Below are 23,871 nucleotides of genomic sequence, written 5' to 3'. Positions count from 1 at the left end.
ATATGTATCATTATACCTTTCTTCGTTCCGTTCGAAAAGAGAAAAACCCCTAAAAATAAGCTTTCATTCATTTTCACAATGATACACAATATATGTTTTGTATCATTGTGTTGGAATACGTGCAATTAGTTTGTTCTGAACGTATGATAGCCAATTCGTTTTTATTCCCAATAAAAAGGCTATAACGACAATTATCTTTGTCAATTATTCAGTCTCAAAATAGAGTAAGGTATCTTACATCATTTATTTCTGAATTAGAGTATCATAACAACTGCCTTACATTATAAGGAGATTGTTATTATTCAAAGGAGGAAATAGTTTTGTCTAAATTTGCATTGAAAGACGCAGTCCCTAATTTTTCACTTCCTGCAGTAAACGGCGAAGAATATTCTTTTGAATCATACCGTAAAGAAAAAGGTGGATGGCACCTCGTCATTTTCTTTAGAGGTTCCTGGTGCCCCGTTTGTGTGAGTGATCTTGAAAGTCTAGAAGAAAGTACTGGTTTCTTTGAAGGGAAAAATGTTCATATTACAACTATATCAACTGATAAATTTGATGATTTAAAAGCAATGGCTGAAGAAAAGAATCTTTCTTTTCCAGTATTAGCTGATGAGGATTTAAAAGCACTTGAAGCATATGATGTTCACTATCATAGAGAAGATGATCCATATGAAGATCATGGCGCTCATGGTGAGCCAGCCTACTTCCTTATTGATGATAAGGGCGAATTGCTTTATCAACAAAGACAAACAAGTCCATTTGGTCGTCCTACTGTTACAGAGTTACGTAAGATCGTTCAGTATATTGGAAAGACTTATAAGGGATAAAGAAAACAGGCCAAATTGGCCTGTTTTTTGTATTGACGTCGCTCGTGATTTGCAATAATTTTAAAGACTATTATTTTTAAATTTTGTGTATACAGTACGGTAATTGAAATTTATTATATGTTAGGTGATACAATTTCTACCTTTATTCGATCTGGATCTTCAAAATAAAGCGCATAATGATTAATGCCTCCCGCATGAGGATATAGCTCGTTATATAAAATAGAAGTTTGTTTTTGTACGAGCATTAATCGAATATTTTCTACCTGCTCTTTTGAATGAGCACGAAATGCGAGATGATTTATACCAATCCGTTTACGATGATATCCCACTTCTTTGTATTTCTCCTCAACTTGCACAAATACGATATAGCTTTCTTTATCTCTCCAGCTTCTCCCTTTTTTCCAATTTTGAAATGGTGTATAACCAAGTTCTTTTAATAACCATCCCCAAAATTCTGTGCTTTCTTTCAGATCTGATACATACAGCTCGATGTGGTGTATCAAATTTACCCTCTCCTTTTAATAATATAATAGTTTAAAATATTGATATTATGTAGATTGAAAACATAGTCCTTCTACTAAATTGTTCATTACAATTGCACATCAGATTGCAGAGGAGATTTTTCGCTTTCTTGTTGGTGTGAGTCGCTTTTTTTGCAAAACCCTTTTCCATGCTTAAACTATAAAAAAAGTCAGCATAAATGCTGACTTAAATCTGAAGTGTTGTTTACATAGGAAACATAACTTGTTCCATTCAAAAGTTCAATAAAGAACAGGATCAATTTCTAGTGCTTTGGAGGGCTCCATCTCTTTGCTTCACTTTCACTCGGGTAATCAATACCATCAGGATACTTTATTAATTCTATCAAACTTCCCCAAGGGGTTGTCCCATATACTCCACTATTACGTGGTCCATCTTCCACTCCAGCCAGTGGGTGGGGTTCCGACAAAAGAGAGCCACCTGCAGCTTCGAAACGTTTAGAAGATTCTTTAATATCGTCAACATATAAAGCAAAATGATGTAGACCCAAATCAGATATTTTCGCTGGATCCTTGTCTGCTTTTGTTCCTAGCTGAAAAAGTTCAATAGTTGGTCCCTCACCGATTCTCAATAGACGCATATGAATAATTATTTTTCCAGATGGTAACCCCAATTGTTTCTCTACTTCTTCTCCTTTCATCGGATCATGTTCGGGTCGCTGCACATCATAACAAACTTTAGCGTCAAAAGCTTCCCGGAAAAAATTAGTTGCTACTTCTATATTTGGTACGGTCATCCCTATATGGTCAATACCTCTATACATCTTATTCTCTCCTTCCTTGAATTGAGCAGATTTAAGAAACCTAAGAATAGAATTGAATCATGTCACACATTAGAACTGTAAAAGTATTTTTTATTCGAAATGATACGTAAGATCCCACTTCTGACGGGCCTCATCCATTAAATACATTACCTGACGTGAAAGTGGTAAGGTCCAATTCTCTTTGTTATTCAAAATCAGGTCATTCATTGCCTGCACTTCATACATAAGGGCTCTTCTTTCTTCTCCAGCTTCAATTGTTTCTACAGAACCATCAGATGTATATGTAATTGTTGCTTTATCAGCTCTTGGAAAATTATCTACTGTGATGAACCCTTCATCTCCAGCTACGATTCCTCGCTTAGGCATCTTAGCCCTCATCGCCAATGAGACAACTGCCATTTCATCCTGATCATTTTTCAACACAATTCCGGATTGTTCGTCTACCCCTGTCTCATATTTCTTAACAGTTGTATGAAGTTCCGTTGGCTGACTGGATAGGAAAAACCTTGTGAATGAAAGAGCATAAGTACCAATGTCCAACATCCCACCACCAGCAAGGTCTGGATTGAAAAAACGATTGGTTGGATCATCTTCCTTGCAACTACCGAAGGTCACATTGACCATATTGACTTTTCCAATTTTACCTTCTTGGATAATGTCTTTTAACTTCTTGTATAGAGGCATATGATAAATCGTCATCGCTTCCGCTACGATTAGTTTCTTGGACTCTGCTAAATTAATAATTTCTTGCAGCTGTTCACCGTTCATTGTGATTGCCTTCTCACATAGAACATGCTTTCCAGAATCCAAAGCATCAATGATGAAAGAATAGTGAATACTGTGTGGAGTTGCTACATATACGATATCAATGCGATCATCCTTAAACATATCTTCCGTTTTCTCATATACGTGCTCTACTCCATAACGATCAGCGAATTCCCTAGCTTTTTCTACATTTCTTCCCCAGACCCCAAAGATTTGCCCATTAACCTCATTAATCGCCTGTGCAAAATCTGTAGCAATCCCTCCTGGTCCAACAATTCCCCAATTCACTTGCTTCATTTCAAACCTCTCCTTTTAACGTGATTTTTCTAACTCTTGTTTCGACAGTATGAACACGTTAGTTACAATAGGGGTAAATAAAGATACATCTAGCCGCTTCCAATCTTATTAACCTTTCTTCAAACTGATAATTTTTTAAGAATAAATAGGCTTGTCCAATAGCTGAAGTTAACTGTTATGAAGGTACACCTCGTTTTGCTCATACAAATATACTTTTAGATGAGGCGATTTTTCTAAGTGATCCCGTCGTAAAATCATGTCATAAAGCTTAAATTCGAGTTCAGCTTAATGTTCATGTTTAACCTAGCTCATCATTCAATAACTCACTTGCCGTCTCTTCCGTTGTGACAAGAACATTAAGGTGACCAGATACTAGCGCGGCGCGGATTGCTTCAACCTTTTCCTTAGATTCAGCTACTCCAATGGTGTACCTTGCCTTATGAAGATCATTCATATCAACTGAAATTGTGCGATTTGAGAGTCTCGTATCTAGAGTCTTTCCGGATTTGTCAAAGAAATTTGAGCAAATGTCCCCTGCTACTTTACTCTTTTCCATTTCACCCTGGAATCTTTCTCCATAAAAAGCGAGCCAGTTTGGACCGTCGCTGATTAGTGGGGACCCAATACCTACAATGGCAATTGTCAACTTTCCCCATAAATCCTCAACCTCACGAAAGTGTTCAGAATCCATCAACGCTTCTTTTAACGCTTCTGATTGAACGATTGCGGGAACATCAACTAATTTAGAATTTCCTTTCCACTTTTTAGCTATTTCATAAACGATGGTGTTAGCATGATAACGACTTTCTAGTTTACCGTCCGGTCCACCTATAAGCGGGACACACATGATTCCTTCTTGAGTTCTTTGAGGATTCAATTCCTCTGCAACGGCGGCAAGAGATGTTCCCCATGAAAATCCTATAACATCATCAGTTTTGACTACTCCATCTAAGAACTTTGCACATGCTTGCCCCATAGCCTTCAAATTTTGGTCACTAGAGGCACCTTTTTTCTCGGGGATGAGAATGACTTCTTTCAGTTGATACTGTTCTTTTAGTTTTCTCCCGATGGTAACATCTTTGAAGACATCATAATTGATACGGATTTGTACGATTTCTTTTTCTCTTATCTTCTTCAACATTCTACTAATGGTTGTTCGATAGATCCCGAGTTCTTTCGCTATTTCACTTTGCGTCATATCTTGCTCGTAGTACATTTCTGCAACTTGATATAGCGTATTAATTTCCTTTCTTTCCTCCATCGCATTCTCCCCTTTGCACAAATGTACAACAATTAGGACAATTGTGCAATCCGAAAGCACTCACTCCTATTTACCCAGAGAGTTATTGGTAACAATCGCAAACCATTTAATCTTCAAAAAGTATAAATAAACCCCGCTATTTAGTTTCTATTGAAATTCCCCCACTTACTTAACCATTTCTACATAGAAAAGGCGTAATTTCTTAGTACGAAATTACGCCTGATTAATAAAGCTCGAACTTCAACATTTATGATGTTATGAAATAATAAAATTTTTCTCTTATGATCGGTTGAAATATTCCAATCTATTTTTCATATAAAAGTAGTTCTCCTTATAGATGCATAAGTCTTTCCGCTTTTTTCATAGAGTTGCCCGGATCATATAGCTTCATTCATATTTGCTAACGTTTCATAAGCAAATTTAGGAACACTAACATCATCAGGCATTTTTCCTTCCCACTCTAAAAACTCCCACTTAACAAGTTGATTCGAGCTTTCAACAAGCATACGACACCTTTCATAACGTCTGTCATTAAATGCTTTTAACAATTGAGTCACATTTAGTCCTTGTTGAATAAGTTCAGTTAGAACAACAGCATCCTCAATTGCAAGAGACGCACCTTGTCCAAGATGTGGGGCGGTGGAGTGGGCAGCATCTCCTATTAACAATACTCGACCTTGATACCAAGGAGACGGTAATAAATAACTAAAAACCGGACGGTAAACGACTTCTTTAGGATCTACAATTTGCTCTCTAACTTCAGCTATTTTTCCACCAAAATCCCCCAATCTGTTACGTAAAATTTGATCTAACTGATCTTCTGGCATTCTTGGATTTCCGGGTTCAGAAGTTGTTAACAGCAGATACATTTCATCTTCAGACATTGGAACCAAACCTGCCTTTGCATTCGGACCGTAATACAAAGTACTTCTTGTTATGTCTTCCATCCGAGGTAACGTATAACGCCATACCGCTTGCCCGAGATATTCTTGTTCAACCTTTCCAAACATCAAATTTCTCACTTTAGAATTCTGACCATCTGAACCAATAACTAAATCCGCTGTGAGCATAGATCCATCGGTTAATTTTACTTGAGCTTGGTCATCACCTTGATGAATATCTACTATAGTTGTTCCCATCCTAAATTTTGTTCCTACAGACTTTGCTTTCTCATATAAAATGGAGTGCAACGTCCTTCGAGAAATAATATTTAGCCCAGGATACCCATCAATTTTTGGAGATTGAGGTTCTGCAAATCGGTTCCCTTCCGCATCACAATATTCCATTCCATCAAAGCTATAGCCCCATTCCATACATGTATTTGCTACTCCTAGTTCATTTAAAGCTCTAAGTGCATTCGGTGGTTGAAATATTCCAACGCCATATACTTCCCATTTTTGTTTTAGTTCAATAATCTCTGTTTCAATTCCTATCTCACCTAGAGCAATAGCAGCTGATAGTCCACCAATTCCTCCGCCAACGATCACTATTTTCTTCACCTTAGCATTTGACATATCAAATACCTCCTTTAAACGTGTGCATCTTTACATTGCGCCCCCAAAGATATTAGGGTAGTCCACATTATTCCTCTGATTCCTAATTATGAACATATGTATGTATTACCGTACGTGGTCTTCATCGCAATTGGAGCTACCACTAAAATTTTCTAGAATAAGGTAAATCATTAGATTCAGGAGCCCTACCATAAGAGCCCTTTCTCAAATTAGCTTGTTCATAGATAAATTATAAAATGTTTCCCTGCATACGATCTACGATCCCAAAGTACATCATTAGGCCAGAATTTCACTCTTCTACTTCGTTTTTGAAAAATACTCCTCCCTTCTTTCAAGCATAGTGAATAGTATAGTCATTTCAATTTTTTTACGTAAGTGAACATTTTGTGAAAAATCTCTTGATCATGGTGAGCGATTCGTATTGAATACGATGATGAACATATGCTCACTCTTCCCATCTACTGCCCTAAAACGACTTAGAGCGCTTACTTTTTATTAAGCAAGCGCTCCCCATTTGTTCAAAACATATTCTGTTATTTATCAAAAAAACCATTTAAGTTGACCATTTAGTAATCTCTTTATTAGGAAAAGATTTATGTTCTATTATAAGTGAGTTCATTAATGAACGTCTAACGTTACTCCATTTGGAACCACCCAGCGCTTTTTAAATGCATTTTCTACGAAGGTTTGATCTTCGGCATATTCTCTTATCACATCTTTTATTTCATCAGATTGATAGGAGAAGTTCCGGTTAAATGCTAAGTCCGGATACCCAGAGCCCCTTAACAAATAATCAGAAGAGGCAATTCGATACCACTTTTCTGGATCTAACACCTCATTATTAATCGTAATAGAATGTATTTTCTTTTGATCATGTTGGATCACTGCACCTGATACATGAAGTCGCCCAACATATTTACCTCGGAAGCCTGGCCCCCTGCCATCTGACATACAAACCGAACTATCTAACGAGCTTTCAAGAGCAGCATATAAGTGCTTTCCCTGAATTTCAAAATAAGTCGGATTTAATGGTGAAGGACATATTTCAATGAGCTTTTTATTAGACACAAAATCAACGATTCCCCCATTAGTGATGCCGCTGTTAATTAGTCCGAGGTCACATTCAAAGCGATCTTTTAAACCGTCCGCAATTAAATTCGCCATAGGGTTTTCTTCAAGTACATCATGCCAGAGCGTTTTACTAACTGTGAAAAGTGGTTTACTCAAATTGTCGATCGCTTCTTTCTTACTTGAAAGTAAAATATCTTTAATCTCTTCATCCTCTACCGCTTTTGCTGTTGAGATCGCTCTGGAGGCTAATAAGGTTAAACCATCCTCTGTAACCTCTATTTCTACAATACCAATATGTTCCCCGTACATACCAGCTGAGTTCAGAATGGTGCCATTCACTACTTTAGCTTCATCGTAGAGAACGTGGTCATGTGCGGAAAGAATCAAATCAATCTCATCAATTGCATCGGCAAGTTCAATATCACCTTCAGTGCCAACATGGTTTAGCACAATACAAATATCATAGTTTCCTTTTTGGCTTTCTATCTCTTTCTGAATCGCTTCTATGTAATCTAAAATTTGAAAACCCATCAAATCATTAAATTCCTGCAAATCCGGTGAAGCACCTGTAATCAAAATACGTATCCCTTGCTTTTGTATGATCGTACTACTAAATACCCCTTTGAATGACACACCGTTTGCTTTAAGAAGATTACAACTAATGAAAGGAACAGGGCTATGTACCGCCATATGCTCTAGCGTTTCATTTCCATTAAACAGTTCATTATTTCCAATCGTAATCGCATCATAACCGGCAGATTGAAGCATCTTCACGGCCGCGATCCCCTGCGTTCCTTGAAGCTCTATACTTTTAAAATCAGCAAAGTCACCACCATCCAAAATTAGTGTGTGGTCATCTGCGTAATCCCTAATAAGTGATGTCGCTTTTGCGAAATTCTCAAAATGACTATGAATATCGTTCGTATGTATGATCGAAAGCTTCATGATTGTCCCCCATTATGTTCGTAATGAACGAATTTAGTGCCAATCTACTATTTCGAAACTAATGAGCGAAATCCTCCTATTAAGCCTTTAACTTTAATAAACTTTTCCTTTTTAAGAAGGAATTGGCTTGAAAGAAAAGAAGATTCACTTAATCATATTGTTAAAGGAGTCGTTATCATGGGTAATATTGGTAATAAGATACAGTTTGGCATATATAAGCAGATGCATGCGCCTGATCCTGATCGCCTTCCAACAAGATATGAAGATTGGGAAAAAAGAGCGAGAGAAGTACTAGAGGATGGTCCTTATGATTATGTGGCTGGAGGGTCTGGTGCTGAAGATACGAAAAATTCGAATCGAGACGCCTTTAAACGTTGGAACATAGTTCCTCGCGTTTTCCGTCACGTTGAAGAACGAAATTTAAAGGTAGGTTTATTCGGTCAGATGCTCCCTTCTCCAATAATGGTTGCTCCAGTAGGAGTTCAATCGATTATCCACCAAGAAGGTGAGCTTGCTTCTGCTAGAGCTGCAGCTTCAATGGGAATACCTTACATTGCAAGCTCAGCATCAAGTCATTCTATGGAAGAGATTGCTGACGCGATGGGCGATGCGCCAAAATGGTTTCAGCTCTACTGGAGTCGCGATCCTGAGATTGCCAAAAGCTTTGTTCAGCGAGCAGAGCATGCTGGATATTCTGCGATTGTTGTAACGCTTGATACACCAATGATGGCCTGGCGAGAATTAGATCTTCAAAATGTCTACTTGCCTTTTCTTATTGGAGAAGGTATTGGCAACTATTTAACTGACCCTGCCTTTCGAGCAGGACTTCACGTTCCGCCTGAAAAAGACGCTATGGGTGCGATTATGCACTGGACAAACGTTTTTGGGAATGCAGGATTAACATGGGAGGATTTAGCAGAACTCAAAAAATACACATCTCTTCCTATCATTTTAAAAGGAATTCTTCATCCAGATGATGCTAAGCTTGCGATTAAATATGGAGCAGATGGAATTATCGTTTCGAATCACGGTGGACGACAAGTGGATGGTGCGATCGCAGCACTGGATGCACTTCCGGCTATTGTTGAAGCTGTTGAGAATCACATTCCGGTATTAATGGATAGCGGGATTAGAAGAGGAGCAGATGTATTTAAAGCCATCGCGCTTGGTGCCGAAGCGGTGCTTGTCGGCAGACCATGTATGTACGCCCTTGCGGTTGGTGGTGAAAATGGTGTGAAACAAGTGCTTTCCAACCTTGTTGCAGATTTTGATCTAACGATGGCCTTATCAGGTTGTCGAGACCTAACTGAAGTAAACAAAGACTTGATCATTCCGGCTAGTCGATAGCAAAATAAGGAACACAGACGTGTTCCTTATTTAATCTTACTTCCATTGAACAGCTTCACTATGTTTATGAACAGCTGCACTTCTTTTTAAGTAAATGACGTAGATCACCATAGAAATGATGACAGATATTCCAGCTGTTAAATAAATATCAGCATATCCAAAAGTAGAAGCAATTAGACCGAAAAACATCGCACCAAGTCCTACACCTAAATCGAAGAAGGAGAAAAAGGTTGCGTTAGCCATACCTTTTCTGTGAAGCGGTGCTTCATTAACAGCCCATGCTTGAAGAGCAGGTTGAACGGAGCCAAATCCTATGCCAAATAACACAGCCGCAAGAATGAGCATAAATTGATTGGCTAATAAAGTTAGATCTACCATAGCCAGTAAAATCAAAAATGCACCTGGAAGAAATATAGCTTTATGACCTTTTCGATCATAGATTTGTCCAGCGAAAGCACGTACGAGCATAAGCGAAACAGCAAATACGACAAAGTACCATTCAATTCCATCAATTCCTAGCTGTTCTGCATACAACGGAAGAAAAGTAGCGATTCCTCCAAAGACCATTGTAATAAAGAAAAGAAGAATAGAAGGCATTAAAGCTGTCTTCTCAAATATATCCCATTTCTTTTTTTCAATCGGTGTTTTATTTGCAGGTTTATAGCGAATAAAGGCAGCGATGATGAATGAAAGTAAACCGGCAGAAGCGGCAATCAAAAACATCGTTTGAAATCCAGAAAGAGCGATTAAGAATAAACCGAGAGCTGGTCCAAATGCCATCGCTAAATTCCCAGCAAGGCCAAAATAACCCATGCCTTCTCCCCTTCGCTTTTGAGGAATCAAGTCAGTTGCAATTGTACCAACCGCGGTTGTAGACATTCCCCAGCCAAGGCCTTGTACTACTCTCATAAGAAACAAAAGAATCAAACTTCCTGTAAACGCATAAGAGCCAACGGAAATGACAAAAACGATTAAGCCAATTAAAAAGATAATTCTTCTTCCGAGTGACTCTAATACATGACCGCTCCACGGTCGTATAAGCAAAGCAGATAATGTGAAAATACCAACAACAAAACCGATAAGCTGGTCGCTCCCACCAAGTTCATTCACAAATAAAGGCAGCGTTGGGAGGGTCATTTGGAATCCTGCAAAAATAAAAAAGTTTGCCATACATATAAAAATAAAGTCCCGCGTCCAGATCTTCTCTTTTTGAAGACCCTGCTGTTTCGCCATACATATTCCTTCTTTCTCTCACATAAGTTCTCTACCATCTTACAACATCACTGTTTTGATTAAGAGTTTTCTGCTCAGACAACAAAAAGCGAAGACGAGCGGTCAGAAACGAATGGATTGGAGCTCTTGAACAGAAAAAACCAGCATCCTTCTGAATGGGACGCTGGTTTTTAGTCATTTCACTCGTAGTTAATAAGTAGCAGATTCAAAGAATTCAAGCCATTCTCCATCAGGTCCTGCGAAGAACAAATATTTTGCACCGTTTGGTAATGTATTGATTTCTTCATCGATAAACGTTACACCAAGGTCATGAAGACGAGTGCGTTCTTGTTCGATATTTTCAACAGTAAAGGCAATGTGATGAACTTTTCCTTCTGCGGGTAAATCAGGATTATAACCTTCTATTAGCTCTACTAAAATTTGCCCGTTTAAACCAAGAAAGGCTAGCTTTTTATCACCATCAGGATGATCGAATTCATCAAGTAACTCTAATCCAATAATCCCTTGATAGAAACCTTTCGAAGCTTCAATATTTCTTACTTGTACCCCGACATGTTCCAGTTTTTGAATCCCCATAAGTCACCAGCTTTCTTTTCATATCGTTATTCCCTGTAACTTTATCACAGTAACGTAAACGAAGAAAAGTAGAAGGAACATTATTCTATTAATCTCGGGGAACAATTTGATTCAATATTTCTCCAGTAAAAAGTGTAGACTCAAGTCTCAAGGCAACTGCGGGTGGAAGGACATCTTTCATCCCTTCAAATGGAACACCAAGCCAAAGCACATTTTGATCAAGCGCTATAAATGGGAATGCCAGACTATGGTCGACATGGTGAGCAATCGGGACTGACTGAACGATCTCTGGTGAAATAATGGACAGCTTACCTTTTGCTTTTTTTAATACGTTCACCCACTCGGCTGTTAACCTTGTTCCCTTAGGAATTGAAATAACGATTTCTTCAGCAGTTTGAATATCTTGAAAAATCATGTCAGTATTCAGTGCGTGGTGCCACTTCAATTTGGGATGCTGATTCTTTACCCACTTTCCTATATGCGAAGGAGAAATTCTCTCTTTTTTTAATAGCTGATGATCAACTAATTGTCGTAGTGTTTTTGATGGAGACATCCGTTTTTGTATATAATCAACATTGCTAATTTGTATAAATTTCCCCTTCGTTCTCGTCATCGCAACATTGATCAGTCTTTCACTATTGTGACCACTCAATAACATGCCAGGACGTGATTCTGGTTCTCCATCTACTGTATCAAACACCATCATATCTCGCTCACTTCCTTGAAAACGATGAACCGTGGCTGAGAGAATGTCAGCCTCAACAAAAGAATGTTTTAAAAGATCGTCTATTAATAAATTCATCATCTTCGCTTGAGCGCGATAAGGGGTAACATAACCAATTGATGACATCCCCGCTTGTAACGCTTCGTAAATTGCCTGAAAAGCTAGAAAAAGCTGCCATAAATTCATTCGTGACTTCGATGAATGTCCCGTCATACAAAAATAGCCAGTATGACTTGTGTCAATTAGAGCAGATGCCATACCTTTAAAAGGAGCTTGGTCTGATATCGGTGCTCTAAGTACGGCAGTTTTCGGATGATCTGTTACAAGTGAATGATAAATTTTATTGTTTGTAAAGTCTGAAATAACCGGGTGCATTCGTCTTTGTTCATTTAACAGAAAGAGTTGAGGATGAAGTTTACCGGTTTCGACAGTTTCAACAATTCCCGAACAGTGAAATACGTCTTCTCTTAACCATTTTGAAACAAGCGGGTGCCGTGCAGACGCTATAGGAGGTAGCTGTTTAAAATCGCCACATATAACAACGCGTTTTCCAAGTGAAGCAGCAAATGCTGCCTGGGGCACATAGGCCATACTCGCTTCATCGATGATCACTACATCTACCCTCTTCCGATAGATATTCTCATCAATAGCGGCTTTTGTTAGTGTTGTGCCTATAATCGTTGCTTCTTTTACAAACTGAGTTTCTTTCCGACGAATCTGCTCTAAAACATTTCCTAATTTTGATTCAAGCTTTAATAACTGATCAGAATCGCGTTTACTAAAGGAATTAGATAAGTCCTCCTTCAGTTTTTTTCGTTCATCAAGAATACTCTCTTTCTCGTTGGCAAGGTCTGGATGCTTCGTCATAAGCAATTGATCTGTAAAAAGCGGCAGATTTGATGAAACATCGCGCTGTTGTCCATACCGCACAATTTTTCCTTCTTCAAATTTCTCTCTATTTTCAGCAAATGAGGCTGTTTCCCGCATTAATACATCAACAGCTTGATTACTATGAGATAAGATCAGGACGCTATTTCCTTTGAAAAAGTGATTTGCAGCGGCTCTTGCTAGATTATGGGTTTTCCCAGTCCCTGGAGGTCCCCACACGTACGTCACTGGGTTATATTTGGTTCGTAGAATCAGCTCATGAAGCCGGCTTTTGATCTTATCATCAGGATGCTTCACAGAATTGGGAGGATTCATTACTCGATTAACCCTAGCTAACCTTCTTTTGCTTTTTTTTATTTCTTCAAGACGCTCATGCAGTTCATCTAGCAGTTCCCATGGGTCATGATAGAGATCTGCCTCTCCAATTCGCTCTCCTAAACCAGCTTCAAGAGCTAGAATGACATTCTTTCCTTCTGAAGACAGTACCCTGCCTTCGCGCTTAATATGTTTCATCTCAAGCCGAACCTTTGATCCAGTTGGGATTTGAATTGGGGTACGTGCATCAAAGTAATACCTAAAATCGTCACCTGAAGACAGCAGCCTTCCATTGACAACTCTAATTGGTCTGCTACCAAATTTTTTAAGGTGTGCAATTTCAGCGCGAAGCGCTAATTGCCATTCATCAATTAATTCTTTCATCTTACATCGCTTCCTTTTATCCGTTCCTTTTTCAATTCCCTAACTATATCACGCTAACGAAAAACTCTCTATATATGTGCTACGTTCTATGATGAGAATGAACATAGTCTAGAAAAACTTCAAGTACTTTTGTTTGAAAGGGAGAGCGCATCAAAATTGAAAACGTCCTTGAATAGGTGAAATTCGGTATTTCCAGAATTTGTAATGTACCAAGTTCTAACTCTTTCCGTATTGTCCACTTCGATAAGATACTTATACCAATTCCAGCTTCGACAGATTCTTTAATTAACTGCGTACTCCCAAAGGCTAGTTTTTGAGTAGGCTCTATATTGAGCTGCTTCCACATCTTCTCTGTAGCTTCTCTCGTCCCAGACCCTTCCTCCCTCACAACCCACATCTCTTGTTCAAGTGTCTTTCCACTGTTCACTTGATGATGTGTTGGTGATGCTACGATAACCATTTCATCCTCAGTGAAGCTATCCACTTGCATGTCCCTAGCAGGATAGTCACCTTCTATGATGCCAACATCAAGTTGGTGTGAGTAGACAAGATCACCAATTTCTCTTGAATTCCCAATCGTTATAGATGGTGTAATTAATGGGTATTTTTCTCTAATAGCTGCAATCACATGTGGAAGGACATATTCACCGTATGTATAACTTGCACCAATTGTAATTTTCCCACTCGCTCGGTTTGTTAGGTCATCCAAAAGATACGTCATCTTTGAATAAAGATTTAAGAATTCTTTCGCATGGTGGTAGACAATTTCTCCTGCCTTGTTCATTTCCACAGATCGGTTGTTTCTTTCTAACAGTTTAGTACCAAGCGCCTCTTCCAGGCTTTTGATATATTGACTAACCGCAGGTTGAGTCATGTGTAACTCCTCTGCCGCTCGAGAGAAATTGCGTTTTTCTACGACTGTAACGAAAACGTGTAACTGCTGATCCACGTCATCACCCCTTACTATAAGTTAATACTTATAGTACATATTCTATTTAATTATTTCACTTATAGCAATAGCTGAAGTAGACTAAAGAAAGAGAAACGGGGGGGACATGATGATTAATACTTTAAGACAACAACAAACTATACCTGAGAAGATGCGATTTTTCCTCGGCATAGCATTTACCTTTTTTATTGCACTATTAGGTTATTTCCTTGCTATGGTGCCAGGCTTTAGTCTTACAGGACAACTCGCATCAGCCATTCTGATCGCAATCGTTTATCGGCAAGTAGCCGGGTATCCCGAATGGTTAAGAAGAGGAATCACTTTTTCATCTAAAAAAATACTTAGGTTCGCCATCATTTTATATGGAATTAAACTAAATGTAAGCCTGATTCTTCAAGATGGATTACCCATATTATTATTAGGCGCGCTTATCATCGTATTTTCTATCTTATCGTCTGTTTGGCTTTCTAAAGTGATGAAAGCTAATACATCCATAACCTTTTTACTTGGTGCTGGTACAGGGATTTGTGGAGCTGCAGCCATTGCAGCAATTGCGCCGATCGTGGAATCTAAAGAAGAGGATACGGCAATTGGAGTGGGGATTATCGCTCTATTTGGAACGGTATTTTCAATCGGATATACGATTCTTCGCCCATTCCTTCCATTAACTGAAAGTCAATATGGAGTATGGTCAGGTATTTCACTACATGAAGTTGCTCACGTTGCATTAGCAGCAGCGCCAGGAGGAGAAACAGCTCTTGCAATGGGGCTCCTTGCAAAGCTAGGAAGAGTCTTTCTCCTCGTGCCAGTTTGTTTTCTTTTCATGTACCTAATGAAACGCAAAAACGCGGGCACAAAACAAAAAGTTGCTTTTCCATGGTTTTTAATCGGGTTTATCTTAATGAGTCTCGCAGGAACTTATCTCCTAGGACCCATTATTCCCTTTTCTGAATCTGCAACAAATGTAGTAACCGAAATAACAACGTGGTGTTTGACGGCTGCTATGGTAGGCCTAGGATTGAGTGTTAGTCTGAAGGATTTGAAAGATAAAGCACTAAAGCCAATGGCCATTATTACAATTGTATCAGTTGCTCTTTCCATTTTTACATTCTTCATCGTAAAATGGTTTTACTAGGCTTCATTTGAATGGTCATCCTCTGTGGATGACCATTTTTTACGAAGGTAATCCACGTAACGAAATACAGTTCTCACAATAAGCGCATGAAGAAGTATTCCTACAATTGTAAGTAAAATAATCACAAATTTACCTACAAAAGAAGTTGGTTCTACTGAAAATCGTCCAACAAAAATGATCGAACCTAATGACCAAACCGCTGCATCTTGAAAAGAATCCACGACAGGTTCATAGAAATAGAATGGAAATGTTGAGACGATAACAAATACAAAACTAGTTAAAAACCACGTTTGAGGAGACATACCCATCGCTTTACCTAGAATGGGATTACTAAATCGCTTGGCGATTGTTTTAATTCGCCATAGTCTATAAAGTCTCGCAAGCTTAGCTCCTTGAAAGATTGAATCTAGCGGAATTAGAGCTATTAAATCAAATGGATGCTTTTTTATATATTCCCATCGATCTTCAGATAAATAAAGAAAGACCGTATAATCAATAAAAAAGACGATCCAAGTGCCGATGAGGATCGCCTGTTGAAAGGGAGATTCATACCAAATCGTTGAAACGGATAAAATCACACATACAAATAAAAGATATTGATACAAACGCTTCAACATTTAATCCCCCTTCCCTTGCTACTCTTTCTTTATGAATATCTAACTTTGAAGTCGTCATAAACAGCTTTGACCGCTGATAGATTGGCTTGAAGTTATGACTGAATGGCTATTTTAAATTGCCTCCGTATTAGTAATGTCTACTACTATTATACCAGTCATGTAGATGACCGGCTTCACGATTCGACAATTCAATCTGTTAAATTTCTTTTTTCGATTTTCAACCCTTCAACTCTACCAACCACTAATGCCCCATTACATAAAGGTAGAAGATAATACGATCATCAGTTCATCCTCTATCTTTTCCATTTCTTCTTCATCTAGAAACTTATTAATAATAATTGAAAAAATGAGCGAATTATTCGTTTTAACATATCCAGATAAAGAAGTAACACCAATTAGAGAGCCAGTTTTAGCAAAAACAACGCCTTCTGCTGATGTAGCCCTTAGACGCTCTCGCAAAGTCCCTCCCACTAGCCGATCAGGGATTCCCGCTACAGGAAGTGAGTTCATAAATGATGAGAACCAGGGTTTGCTTTGAAGTTTGAATAAAAGCAAAGATAGCTGATTCGGCTGTATCAAGTTCATTTGTGAAATACCAGAACCATCTCTTAAACACATGTTATCAGGATCTAATCCTTCTTCTCTTAAAAATGTTCTCACAACTTCGAGACCAGCTGAAAAACTTCCTTCTCCCCTAACTTTCCTGCCCATTTCTTTTATAAGAACTTCTGCATGCCCATTATTACTTAGTTTCATAAATGGCAGTAGCAATTCAGAAAGAGGCATGGATTGTTTAGTTAAAAGCGTTTTGATTTCAGTTGACTTATTTTTTAAGGCTTCCTCACTTATGTAAATACCAAGTCCTTTTAAGGAATCTTTAAACAGATGTAGGGCGTAACTATCTGGGCTCCATAACGCAATCCACTTTTTTTCTGGTGGAGCATCCTTCGAAATGGTACCGCTGATTGTAAGCGTATTGGTACCATGCTGACGAATGATATGTAATTCCCCTTCCCCGTGAGAGGGTGAAGTCGTAAGAGCGTTATTCACTAATTGTATATCGTTCGCCGTGGGAGAAATAACTACTTTAGGTGAATCGCCTTCTTCTCCTGGTGAAACCTCAACAATAATGGTTCCTGCGTCATAATCAATATTCGGAGAGATAGTGAGGGCAGAGATTTGAGCACCGTAATACTCATGTTCATCACTCCAAACCATATCTTCTGATAGGTACTGCTCGTCATACCAGGAATAATCACCTATAACATCACCTTGAATACGTTCAATCCCAAGAGCTTTCAATTCTAAAGCAATTTGATCTAAATCTTCCTGTAAAACCGTTGGGTCTCCTTTCCCCTTTAGATAAAGGTTCCCCATTAAACGACCATCCTGTATTTCTCCATCTGTTTGTACCTCAGTGCTGAATCGATAGTCAGCACCAAGTTTCTCTAGAGCTGCCGCCGCTGTAATGAGCTTCATATTTGAAGCGGGCGTCATTCTTAAATCTCCAAAATGGTCGTAGAGAAGCTCTCCACTATGATTACTACGGATGCTTATCCCAGCAATCGCGCCATAAAGACGCTCATCATTTACTATGCTATGTAGAGATTGAGACAATGTCTTTCCGTTATTTATTTTACCACTTCTTTTTTTGCGATATCGACGTCCTAAAAACAAACTAGAAATTAAGGCTCCACAAGCTAGTTTTTTCTTTATACCGATCTTCTACACAACCTTTCCAATTAAAATAGAGCCGAAGCGATGAACATTTCGCACGGCTCTGATCTATGAGACTTCTTTTGTAAGAATATAATGGATAAGCATCATTTGTTTTCTTTCAACTCCTGCTGTTTGTGATTATTGATTACGTAAGATCCGTCTTCTTTAGGATTTTGTTCATCTTTAAGATCAATACCCCATGGATGCGTTAACAGCAAGCTTCCACTTAACGAAACGGTTTGACGTTCCCTCACCATACTCCCCTCCTTTCGCTTATTAATGATCTATTTCGCTATTCGAATGACTTTTTCCTTCTTTTCTGTCTAATTTAAAACTAATGACCTAGAATGCTGTATTATTTGAAGGCATTGAGGAAGAAATAGGGCTATAAAGGGTCTATTTTACTGCTTTTTATCGAAAGTTAGAACGATTTGAATTTGAGCTCGCGCCACCTGAACAATTCAGTGAGTTTAAAAAAGAACCCTCCATTAGGAAGATTCTTCGAATTTTGAAAAGGCATTGCTAGCAAGCATCGAAATCACTGCATCATCCATAGGAGGATTATGCAATCCTGCTCTTACATCCCGATAATAGCGCTGCATAGGATTATCTTTAAATAATGCTCTTGCACCTACAACTCTCATGGCCATATCGACTACATTTGCTGCACTATTGGTTGCGACGTGTTTTACAGCCGCTAACTCAGGGCCCATTTCATTTCTCTTATCGGGTTCTGAAACCCACCGTAACGCAACAGAGTACATCATTTCTCTAGCTCTCATTAACTCCAATTCCATTTCCCCTATTTTCCGTTGAACTTCAGGGACTTCTTTAATAGGACCCGGCAGACTATTTGGTGAATAATGTGATGCGAAAGCAACTGCTTCATTACGAGCAGCAATCGCGACACCAAGATAGCAGGCTGGTATGTGTAAGAGCCAGGCTTTTGGCAGTTCACTTTTGGCAGTATTAGGTCCCTCAATAAGGGCATCTTGCGGTAATTCAACATTTTCTAGGACAAGATCATCACTTCTCGTACCTCTCATCGACATCGTGTCCCATTTTTCTTCAATCGTAACACCAGAAGCTGTCATATCTACAAGGAAGAAGCCTTTTTCTCCTGTCTCTCCAATTTGGGATGAGACAAGTGCATATTGAAGACCTGGCGCCATTGAAGTAAATGATTTACGACCGCTTATAATCCATTTATTCTCTTTAAGTACAGCTTTCGTTTGAGGCATCCCACCACGGGTCGGACTACCAGTTGCAGGTTCAGAAGCCGCCCGGTTAAACAAAGCATTTTCTTCAACGATGAGATGCGAAAGTCTTTCAAATACTTGATCTGTCCAAATTTGTTCTTCTCTCATTTCAAGGATGATTCCAAGATGCCATCCGATTGAAAGTGCTGTAGCAGCATCACCTGTTGCAAGTCGTTCTTGAAGCATCACGTACTCATACAAATTGATGCCCTTACCTCCAAATTTTTCTTGTACAGTTAACGAAAGATATCCAGATTCTTTCAGCTCCTCAAAATTCTCAAAAGGAAAGCGCCCCTCTTGATCAATTTGGTCTGCCCTTGTTGCAAATGAATTCGCAAGATTACTTCCCAATTCAAACAACTGCTTTTGTCGATCGTTTTTAATAAAAGAGTTATAAAGATGATTCATAAACAAACGCCAGCCTTTCCGATTAATCTGTACTTACTATCGTACACTAGAAGAGGAATTAATCTCCAGTAAATCGATCGGAAAAGCGCATTTTTCTATTTTCGATACAAAGGATAGGTGACAGTAGTCGGTACTTCGATCACGATAAGCCTTGTTTTTGCTTCTGCTTGAATGTTCATTTCTTCTAACTCGCTTGCTTCAATAACAAAAAATTCCTTTCCTTCATAAGAAGTCTCGTTTATCCGTCCTCTTCCTTCTAAAACTAAGATGCTTACTGAACGTCCTTTTCCAATGTGTTGTTTATAAATGAATGGATGGCTTATATGGAGATCCCACATATGAACGTCTGTTTCGAGAGCAACAGGAGAGTCGTCACCAAGTATTTCCTTAACACGTACTCCATCGTGAACGTCTATCTGGAACTCTTCATGCTCAAATTGTTGGTAGGTAGGTTTCCGGCGAAGAGCTTCTCTCAAATGAGGTTCAAACCAAATTTGGAACCCTTGCATATCGGGTCCAACAAACCCCTCCTCATGGGATACACCAGAACCTGTCTGCATCACTTGTAAACCACCAGGACCTACGATACTTCTCGTACCTAGTGAATCTCCATGCTCCGCCTTCCCACTGATCACATAAGTAATAATTTCAAAACCTTGATGAGGATGAAGCGGGATGTATCCTTCATGCTCAGACTTCGCCCATGCCCAATAAAATAAAGGACCTACTCGTTTCACTTCAGAGCCTTCACCTGGAAAACCAATTGGTTTCTGTTCTGTGATTTTTCCACCGTCAAATTGGCCTACACCTTGTTGCTCTTCGTTATACCGCTGAATCAACATATAGATCACCACCCTGTATTTATCTCGAATTCGAGATAATTTTATCTTGAATCCAAATTATTGTCAACTCGTATTGTCTACTTTAAACAAGATGTCTTTGTAAGAAAACTCTGGTGTAATGATTAATGTCATTTCTTTAGCATTTCGGTCGATTGCATAAATTAAGACGATTCGAAAAGAACCTCCTCCCTTTATCCAATATTTGTTCCAGCCATCTTGATCAATAATGACAAATTCCTCTGGTTTTATGTAAGAACTGTCTACTTTTAGTTTCGAGTAATATGGCTTAAAATCAATTGCAGCATCATCGAAGTTTTTTGCGTAAATTTCAAATCCAATATATTCTTTTTCTTTTTCTAATTCAGGTAAATCTTCTTGTCCTGGAATTTGATCAACTTCATTTACTTCTAGTCTAAACATTTCCTTCCCATCCATATCTTTTTCAACATAAGGCTCACCTATTTTGTATCCGTTTCCATTCGAGGGTTTTTCTATCTTCTGAATTAAAGCAGACTCTGTTGTTTCTGCCTCTGGGTAATAGTTACGAATCATTGTAAACCAAACCCCTGTAAAAAAACCTACAATTAATAAGATAATCGTTGCTCCGATAATCCATTTCCCCACTCTTTACTCCCCCTTTTAATTGTAGACGAGGCCAAAAAGAAATGGTTGCATACAAAAAGCCGGCACTTTGGCCGGCTTTATTTTAGAAATCAAAGTTATCAGGATCAGGTCCCATTCGTTCATTTTGATTTAGCTCATCAAGAGCTCTAATATTATCTGTTGTTAATTCGAAGTCGAAAACATCAAAATTTTGTTTAATGCGTTCTGGATTCGAAGATTTAGGAATCGTTACGACCTCATGTTCAAGATCCCAACGAATAATCACCTGAGCAGTTGATTTGCCATGCTGCTCAGCAATATCTTTAACCACCTCATGATCCAACAATTTCCCTTGAGCAAGTGGTGACCATGCTTCCATTTGAATGGCATGTTGCTTACAATAGTCTCGAAGCACTTGTTGATTTAATAGTGGGTGAAATTCAACTTGGTTAACCATTGGCTTAATTTCTGCATCCTTCATTAGATTTTCAAGGTGATTCGGATGGAAATTACTAACGCCAATAGCGCGAATACGACCGTCTTTATAAAGCTTCTCCATAGCTCTCCACGTTTCTTTATACTTTCCTTCTACCGGCCAATGAATTAAGTAAAGATCTAGCGTCTCAATACCAAGTTTTGAAATAGTTTCTTCAAAGGCTTTTATTGTCGATTCATAACCCTGATCATCATTCCATACTTTTGAAGTAATAAAGAGTTCTTCACGCGGGATGCCGTTCTGTTTAATCGCAGCACCAACGCCTTCCTCATTTTTATAAGCTGCTGCTGTGTCGATCGCTTTATACCCAGCGTCAATAGCAGCATTAACCGCGTTTTTCACTTCTTCATTGTTTTCCATTTTCCATACACCTAAGCCAAGTGTTGGCATTTTAATACCGTTGTGTAATGTAGTTGTTGTCCATTGTTTAGCCATTTAAAATCTCCTCCAATTTACTTTGTATCACAATCGAACTGTTCCCCATTTTTTTCAATCTTACACATTTTTATGTAAATGGATATGCGTGCTTAAACGAAATAAGCGAAATAAAAAAAACCATCCAAAAGGATGGCTATATTTTCGTAGGTTTTTGCTTCAATCTAGACTTCTTGTTAAATTGAGCAGTAGGAGACGTTTGAACTTTTTCCTTCTCTGCTTTAGCGTCCTGTTCGAACGCCTGCATGCCTTTTCCAAATAAAAGACTCATTGTTTTCCCTCCTTGTGTAAAGCGTTAGTTCACCATTTCCGATTTTAATTGAGCTAAAACTATAATTTACAAATTTACTCAATAAAATTTTTTATCGCTGCTCTAGAACGTTTGCAGTCTCGTTACAATGAGTCTGAACAGTCATCAACTCATCTAGAGACTGCTGAATACGATCACGATTTTGCCCTTTTTCAACTGTCGAAAGAGCATCCTCTAAATATTTACTCGCTTCTTTTAGAGCCCTACAGCTATCTTGAACATAACCTCGTGCATTTTTCTCCATATGGCACTCCTCCTTTCCATTAGTTTCTATCAAAAGGTTATTTTCATACAAAAAACCAGCCAATTTGGCTGGTTTTCATCTTATAGTTCAAATTGTTGGAAAATATTACCTTCCAAAACTGGATATATTTCTTTCTCAGCTAGTTGATTAATAATGATTTTATTTCGATTTACAGCAAGTCCGAGATTCGTTGAGCCCACGCCATGAGTATGCTGCATGCCACTATGAACATAAATGTGAGAAGAAGCTTCACATGTTAAGTTAAGGCGATAATCTTTTGAGACATGGTATCGCCCGTTCTCATCCCAATCAATAATCTCTTCTAAATCTTGAAGGCACTTAGGAATCAACGGGCGATAACCTGTACCAGCAATAATAACTTCACTATCCAAAAGGAAATTTTCTCCTTTTTGCCATTGTCGACACTCTACTTCATACCCTGTTCCATCTTCTTTTTCTCTAACTCCATTGATTTCAGTTAATGGCATTAGCATCACATCCATATCTTTACCTCCCACGGACTGTTCATATAGAAGGTTATAAATATCGGTAATGGTATGAGGACTAATGCCTTTATACAATAACTGCTGTCCTTTAAAGATATCATCTTTTTGCTCCTGAGGTAGATCATAGAAATAATCAACATATTCAGGAGAAAAGTGCTCTAAACTTAATCTCGTTTCTTCCATTGGGAAAAATCCTTGAGACCTTGTTACCCAATTAAGGGAATACCCGTACTCTTGTCTTTCTTTTAACAACTCACGGAAAATCTCTGCAGAGCTTTGCCCGGACCCAATAACCGTGATTTTCTTAGCCTGTTTACACCGCTCTGTGTGATCTAGAAATGTGGAAGAATGAAAAACGTCTTCTTCAGGTAAATCCTGCAACGCCTTAGGTAATGACGGAATAGTCCCTACTCCAAGGATAATATTTTTAGCTACATATGTTTCTGTTTCACCAGTGGTAAGCTTTTCAACCGTAATTTCATAACGCTCGACTGGTTTACCTATTGGAACTACAGCTAATACTTTAGAGCCGAATTGACAGCTTTCCAATTGATTGGCTGCCCACTGACAATAATGATTGTACTCATTACGTGGCATTTCAAGACGCTGTAGAAAATAAAAATGATACAAACGATTATGATGTTTTAAATAATTTAAATAACTATACGGATTAGTTGGATCAGCCATTGTGACAAGATCCGCCATAAAAGGTACTTGGAGCCGCGTCCCTTCAATCAACATTCCCGGATGCCAATTAAATTGTTCTTTCTGCTCAAAGAAAAGTGTATCCATTTCTTTAATTGGATCCATCAAAGCAGCTAACCCTAAATTAAATGGTCCAATCCCAACACCAATTAAATCGTATACTTTCTGTTTCATCCAATCCTATCCTTTCTCT

General features: G+C 38.5%; 23 protein-coding genes. 3 read left to right on the top strand and 20 right to left on the bottom strand.

Going from position 1 to position 23,871, the window contains the following annotated elements; translation table 11 throughout:
* Positions 1 to 320 precede the first annotated feature (320 nt).
* The gene (locus AC0VYV_RS11510; protein ID WP_430246499.1) at positions 321 to 827 is read left to right on the top strand and encodes a peroxiredoxin family protein; all 507 of its coding nucleotides are present in this window, start codon (positions 321 to 323) and stop codon (positions 825 to 827) included.
* A gap of 113 nt (positions 828 to 940) precedes the next feature.
* Here the strand turns inward: AC0VYV_RS11510 and AC0VYV_RS11505 are convergent, their stop codons facing one another.
* The 6 genes from AC0VYV_RS11505 to AC0VYV_RS11480 form a co-directional block, all read right to left on the bottom strand.
* A complete protein-coding gene (locus AC0VYV_RS11505; RefSeq protein ID WP_475365210.1) occupies positions 941 to 1,330 on the bottom strand; it encodes a VOC family protein in 390 nt (129 codons plus the stop codon).
* Positions 1,331 to 1,611: 281 nt separating this feature from the next.
* On the bottom strand, positions 1,612 to 2,130 hold the full coding sequence (locus AC0VYV_RS11500; protein WP_475365209.1) for a VOC family protein: 519 nt from the start codon (positions 2,128 to 2,130) through the stop codon (positions 1,612 to 1,614).
* 90 nt (positions 2,131 to 2,220) lie between these two features.
* Positions 2,221 to 3,192 carry a Gfo/Idh/MocA family protein gene (locus tag AC0VYV_RS11495; protein WP_475365208.1) on the bottom strand — a complete coding sequence of 324 codons (972 nt, stop codon included), beginning with the start codon at positions 3,190 to 3,192 and terminating at the stop codon, positions 2,221 to 2,223.
* Positions 3,193 to 3,490: 298 nt separating this feature from the next.
* Positions 3,491 to 4,453, bottom strand: coding sequence for a sugar-binding transcriptional regulator (locus AC0VYV_RS11490; protein WP_475365207.1), 963 nt, complete (start codon positions 4,451 to 4,453; stop codon positions 3,491 to 3,493).
* A gap of 377 nt (positions 4,454 to 4,830) precedes the next feature.
* Positions 4,831 to 5,967: an FAD-dependent monooxygenase gene (locus AC0VYV_RS11485; protein WP_475372549.1), complete on the bottom strand. Its 1,137-nt coding sequence runs from the start codon at positions 5,965 to 5,967 to the stop codon at positions 4,831 to 4,833.
* A gap of 618 nt (positions 5,968 to 6,585) precedes the next feature.
* A complete protein-coding gene (locus AC0VYV_RS11480) occupies positions 6,586 to 7,983 on the bottom strand; it encodes a bifunctional metallophosphatase/5'-nucleotidase (protein WP_475374865.1) in 1,398 nt (465 codons plus the stop codon).
* 177 nt (positions 7,984 to 8,160) lie between these two features.
* Here AC0VYV_RS11480 and AC0VYV_RS11475 point away from each other — a divergent pair, with 177 nt between their 5' ends.
* Positions 8,161 to 9,330: a lactate 2-monooxygenase gene (locus AC0VYV_RS11475; protein WP_475372548.1), complete on the top strand. Its 1,170-nt coding sequence runs from the start codon at positions 8,161 to 8,163 to the stop codon at positions 9,328 to 9,330.
* Between the two features lie 36 nt (positions 9,331 to 9,366).
* Here AC0VYV_RS11475 and AC0VYV_RS11470 read toward each other — a convergent pair whose 3' ends face one another.
* The 4 genes from AC0VYV_RS11470 to AC0VYV_RS11455 form a co-directional block, all read right to left on the bottom strand.
* Positions 9,367 to 10,563 (bottom strand): MFS transporter, encoded by a 1,197-nt coding sequence (locus AC0VYV_RS11470; protein ID WP_430246484.1) that lies wholly within the window; start codon positions 10,561 to 10,563, stop codon positions 9,367 to 9,369.
* A 189-nt stretch (positions 10,564 to 10,752) separates the two neighbouring features.
* Complete coding sequence (locus AC0VYV_RS11465; protein WP_475367430.1) at positions 10,753 to 11,139, bottom strand: VOC family protein; 387 nt, start codon at positions 11,137 to 11,139, stop codon at positions 10,753 to 10,755.
* An 88-nt stretch (positions 11,140 to 11,227) separates the two neighbouring features.
* Positions 11,228 to 13,450 (bottom strand): DEAD/DEAH box helicase, encoded by a 2,223-nt coding sequence (locus tag AC0VYV_RS11460; protein WP_475374864.1) that lies wholly within the window; start codon positions 13,448 to 13,450, stop codon positions 11,228 to 11,230.
* A gap of 79 nt (positions 13,451 to 13,529) precedes the next feature.
* Positions 13,530 to 14,399, bottom strand: a complete 870-nt coding sequence (locus AC0VYV_RS11455; RefSeq protein WP_475367428.1) for a LysR substrate-binding domain-containing protein — start codon at positions 14,397 to 14,399, stop codon at positions 13,530 to 13,532.
* Positions 14,400 to 14,505: 106 nt separating this feature from the next.
* Between AC0VYV_RS11455 and AC0VYV_RS11450 the strand changes: the two genes are divergently transcribed.
* Complete coding sequence (locus tag AC0VYV_RS11450) at positions 14,506 to 15,534, top strand: YeiH family protein (protein ID WP_475367427.1); 1,029 nt, start codon at positions 14,506 to 14,508, stop codon at positions 15,532 to 15,534.
* Here AC0VYV_RS11450 and AC0VYV_RS11445 read toward each other — a convergent pair.
* The 10 genes from AC0VYV_RS11445 to AC0VYV_RS11400 all read right to left on the bottom strand — a co-directional run bounded on the left by AC0VYV_RS11445 (position 15,531) and on the right by AC0VYV_RS11400 (position 23,852).
* The gene (locus AC0VYV_RS11445) at positions 15,531 to 16,151 is read right to left on the bottom strand and encodes a hypothetical protein (RefSeq protein WP_430246475.1); all 621 of its coding nucleotides are present in this window, start codon (positions 16,149 to 16,151) and stop codon (positions 15,531 to 15,533) included. The genes AC0VYV_RS11450 and AC0VYV_RS11445 overlap by 4 nt on opposite strands.
* A gap of 252 nt (positions 16,152 to 16,403) precedes the next feature.
* Entirely contained in the window at positions 16,404 to 17,828 is a 1,425-nt protein-coding gene (dacB, locus tag AC0VYV_RS11440) for a D-alanyl-D-alanine carboxypeptidase/D-alanyl-D-alanine endopeptidase (RefSeq protein WP_475367426.1), read from the bottom strand.
* Between the two features lie 146 nt (positions 17,829 to 17,974).
* Entirely contained in the window at positions 17,975 to 18,124 is a 150-nt protein-coding gene (locus tag AC0VYV_RS11435; protein WP_475367425.1) for a hypothetical protein, read from the bottom strand.
* Positions 18,125 to 18,358: 234 nt separating this feature from the next.
* Positions 18,359 to 19,537: an acyl-CoA dehydrogenase family protein gene (locus AC0VYV_RS11430; RefSeq protein WP_475367424.1), complete on the bottom strand. Its 1,179-nt coding sequence runs from the start codon at positions 19,535 to 19,537 to the stop codon at positions 18,359 to 18,361.
* A 95-nt stretch (positions 19,538 to 19,632) separates the two neighbouring features.
* The gene (locus AC0VYV_RS11425; RefSeq protein ID WP_475367423.1) at positions 19,633 to 20,379 is read right to left on the bottom strand and encodes a pirin family protein; all 747 of its coding nucleotides are present in this window, start codon (positions 20,377 to 20,379) and stop codon (positions 19,633 to 19,635) included.
* A 63-nt stretch (positions 20,380 to 20,442) separates the two neighbouring features.
* Positions 20,443 to 21,003, bottom strand: coding sequence for a hypothetical protein (locus AC0VYV_RS11420; protein WP_475367422.1), 561 nt, complete (start codon positions 21,001 to 21,003; stop codon positions 20,443 to 20,445).
* 82 nt (positions 21,004 to 21,085) lie between these two features.
* Positions 21,086 to 21,913, bottom strand: coding sequence for an aldo/keto reductase (locus AC0VYV_RS11415; RefSeq protein WP_475374863.1), 828 nt, complete (start codon positions 21,911 to 21,913; stop codon positions 21,086 to 21,088).
* Positions 21,914 to 22,049: 136 nt separating this feature from the next.
* On the bottom strand, positions 22,050 to 22,184 hold the full coding sequence (locus AC0VYV_RS11410) for a hypothetical protein (protein WP_255622435.1): 135 nt from the start codon (positions 22,182 to 22,184) through the stop codon (positions 22,050 to 22,052).
* 91 nt (positions 22,185 to 22,275) lie between these two features.
* Positions 22,276 to 22,467 (bottom strand): hypothetical protein, encoded by a 192-nt coding sequence (locus AC0VYV_RS11405; RefSeq protein ID WP_430246461.1) that lies wholly within the window; start codon positions 22,465 to 22,467, stop codon positions 22,276 to 22,278.
* An 80-nt stretch (positions 22,468 to 22,547) separates the two neighbouring features.
* On the bottom strand, positions 22,548 to 23,852 hold the full coding sequence (locus tag AC0VYV_RS11400; RefSeq protein ID WP_475373768.1) for a lysine N(6)-hydroxylase/L-ornithine N(5)-oxygenase family protein: 1,305 nt from the start codon (positions 23,850 to 23,852) through the stop codon (positions 22,548 to 22,550).
* Positions 23,853 to 23,871 lie beyond the last annotated feature (19 nt).

This window comes from Anaerobacillus sp. QJM3NY_17 (genome assembly GCF_056173665.1).
Note: the sequence above shows the minus strand (reverse complement) of the source record. Positions and strands in the feature narration are given on the sequence as shown.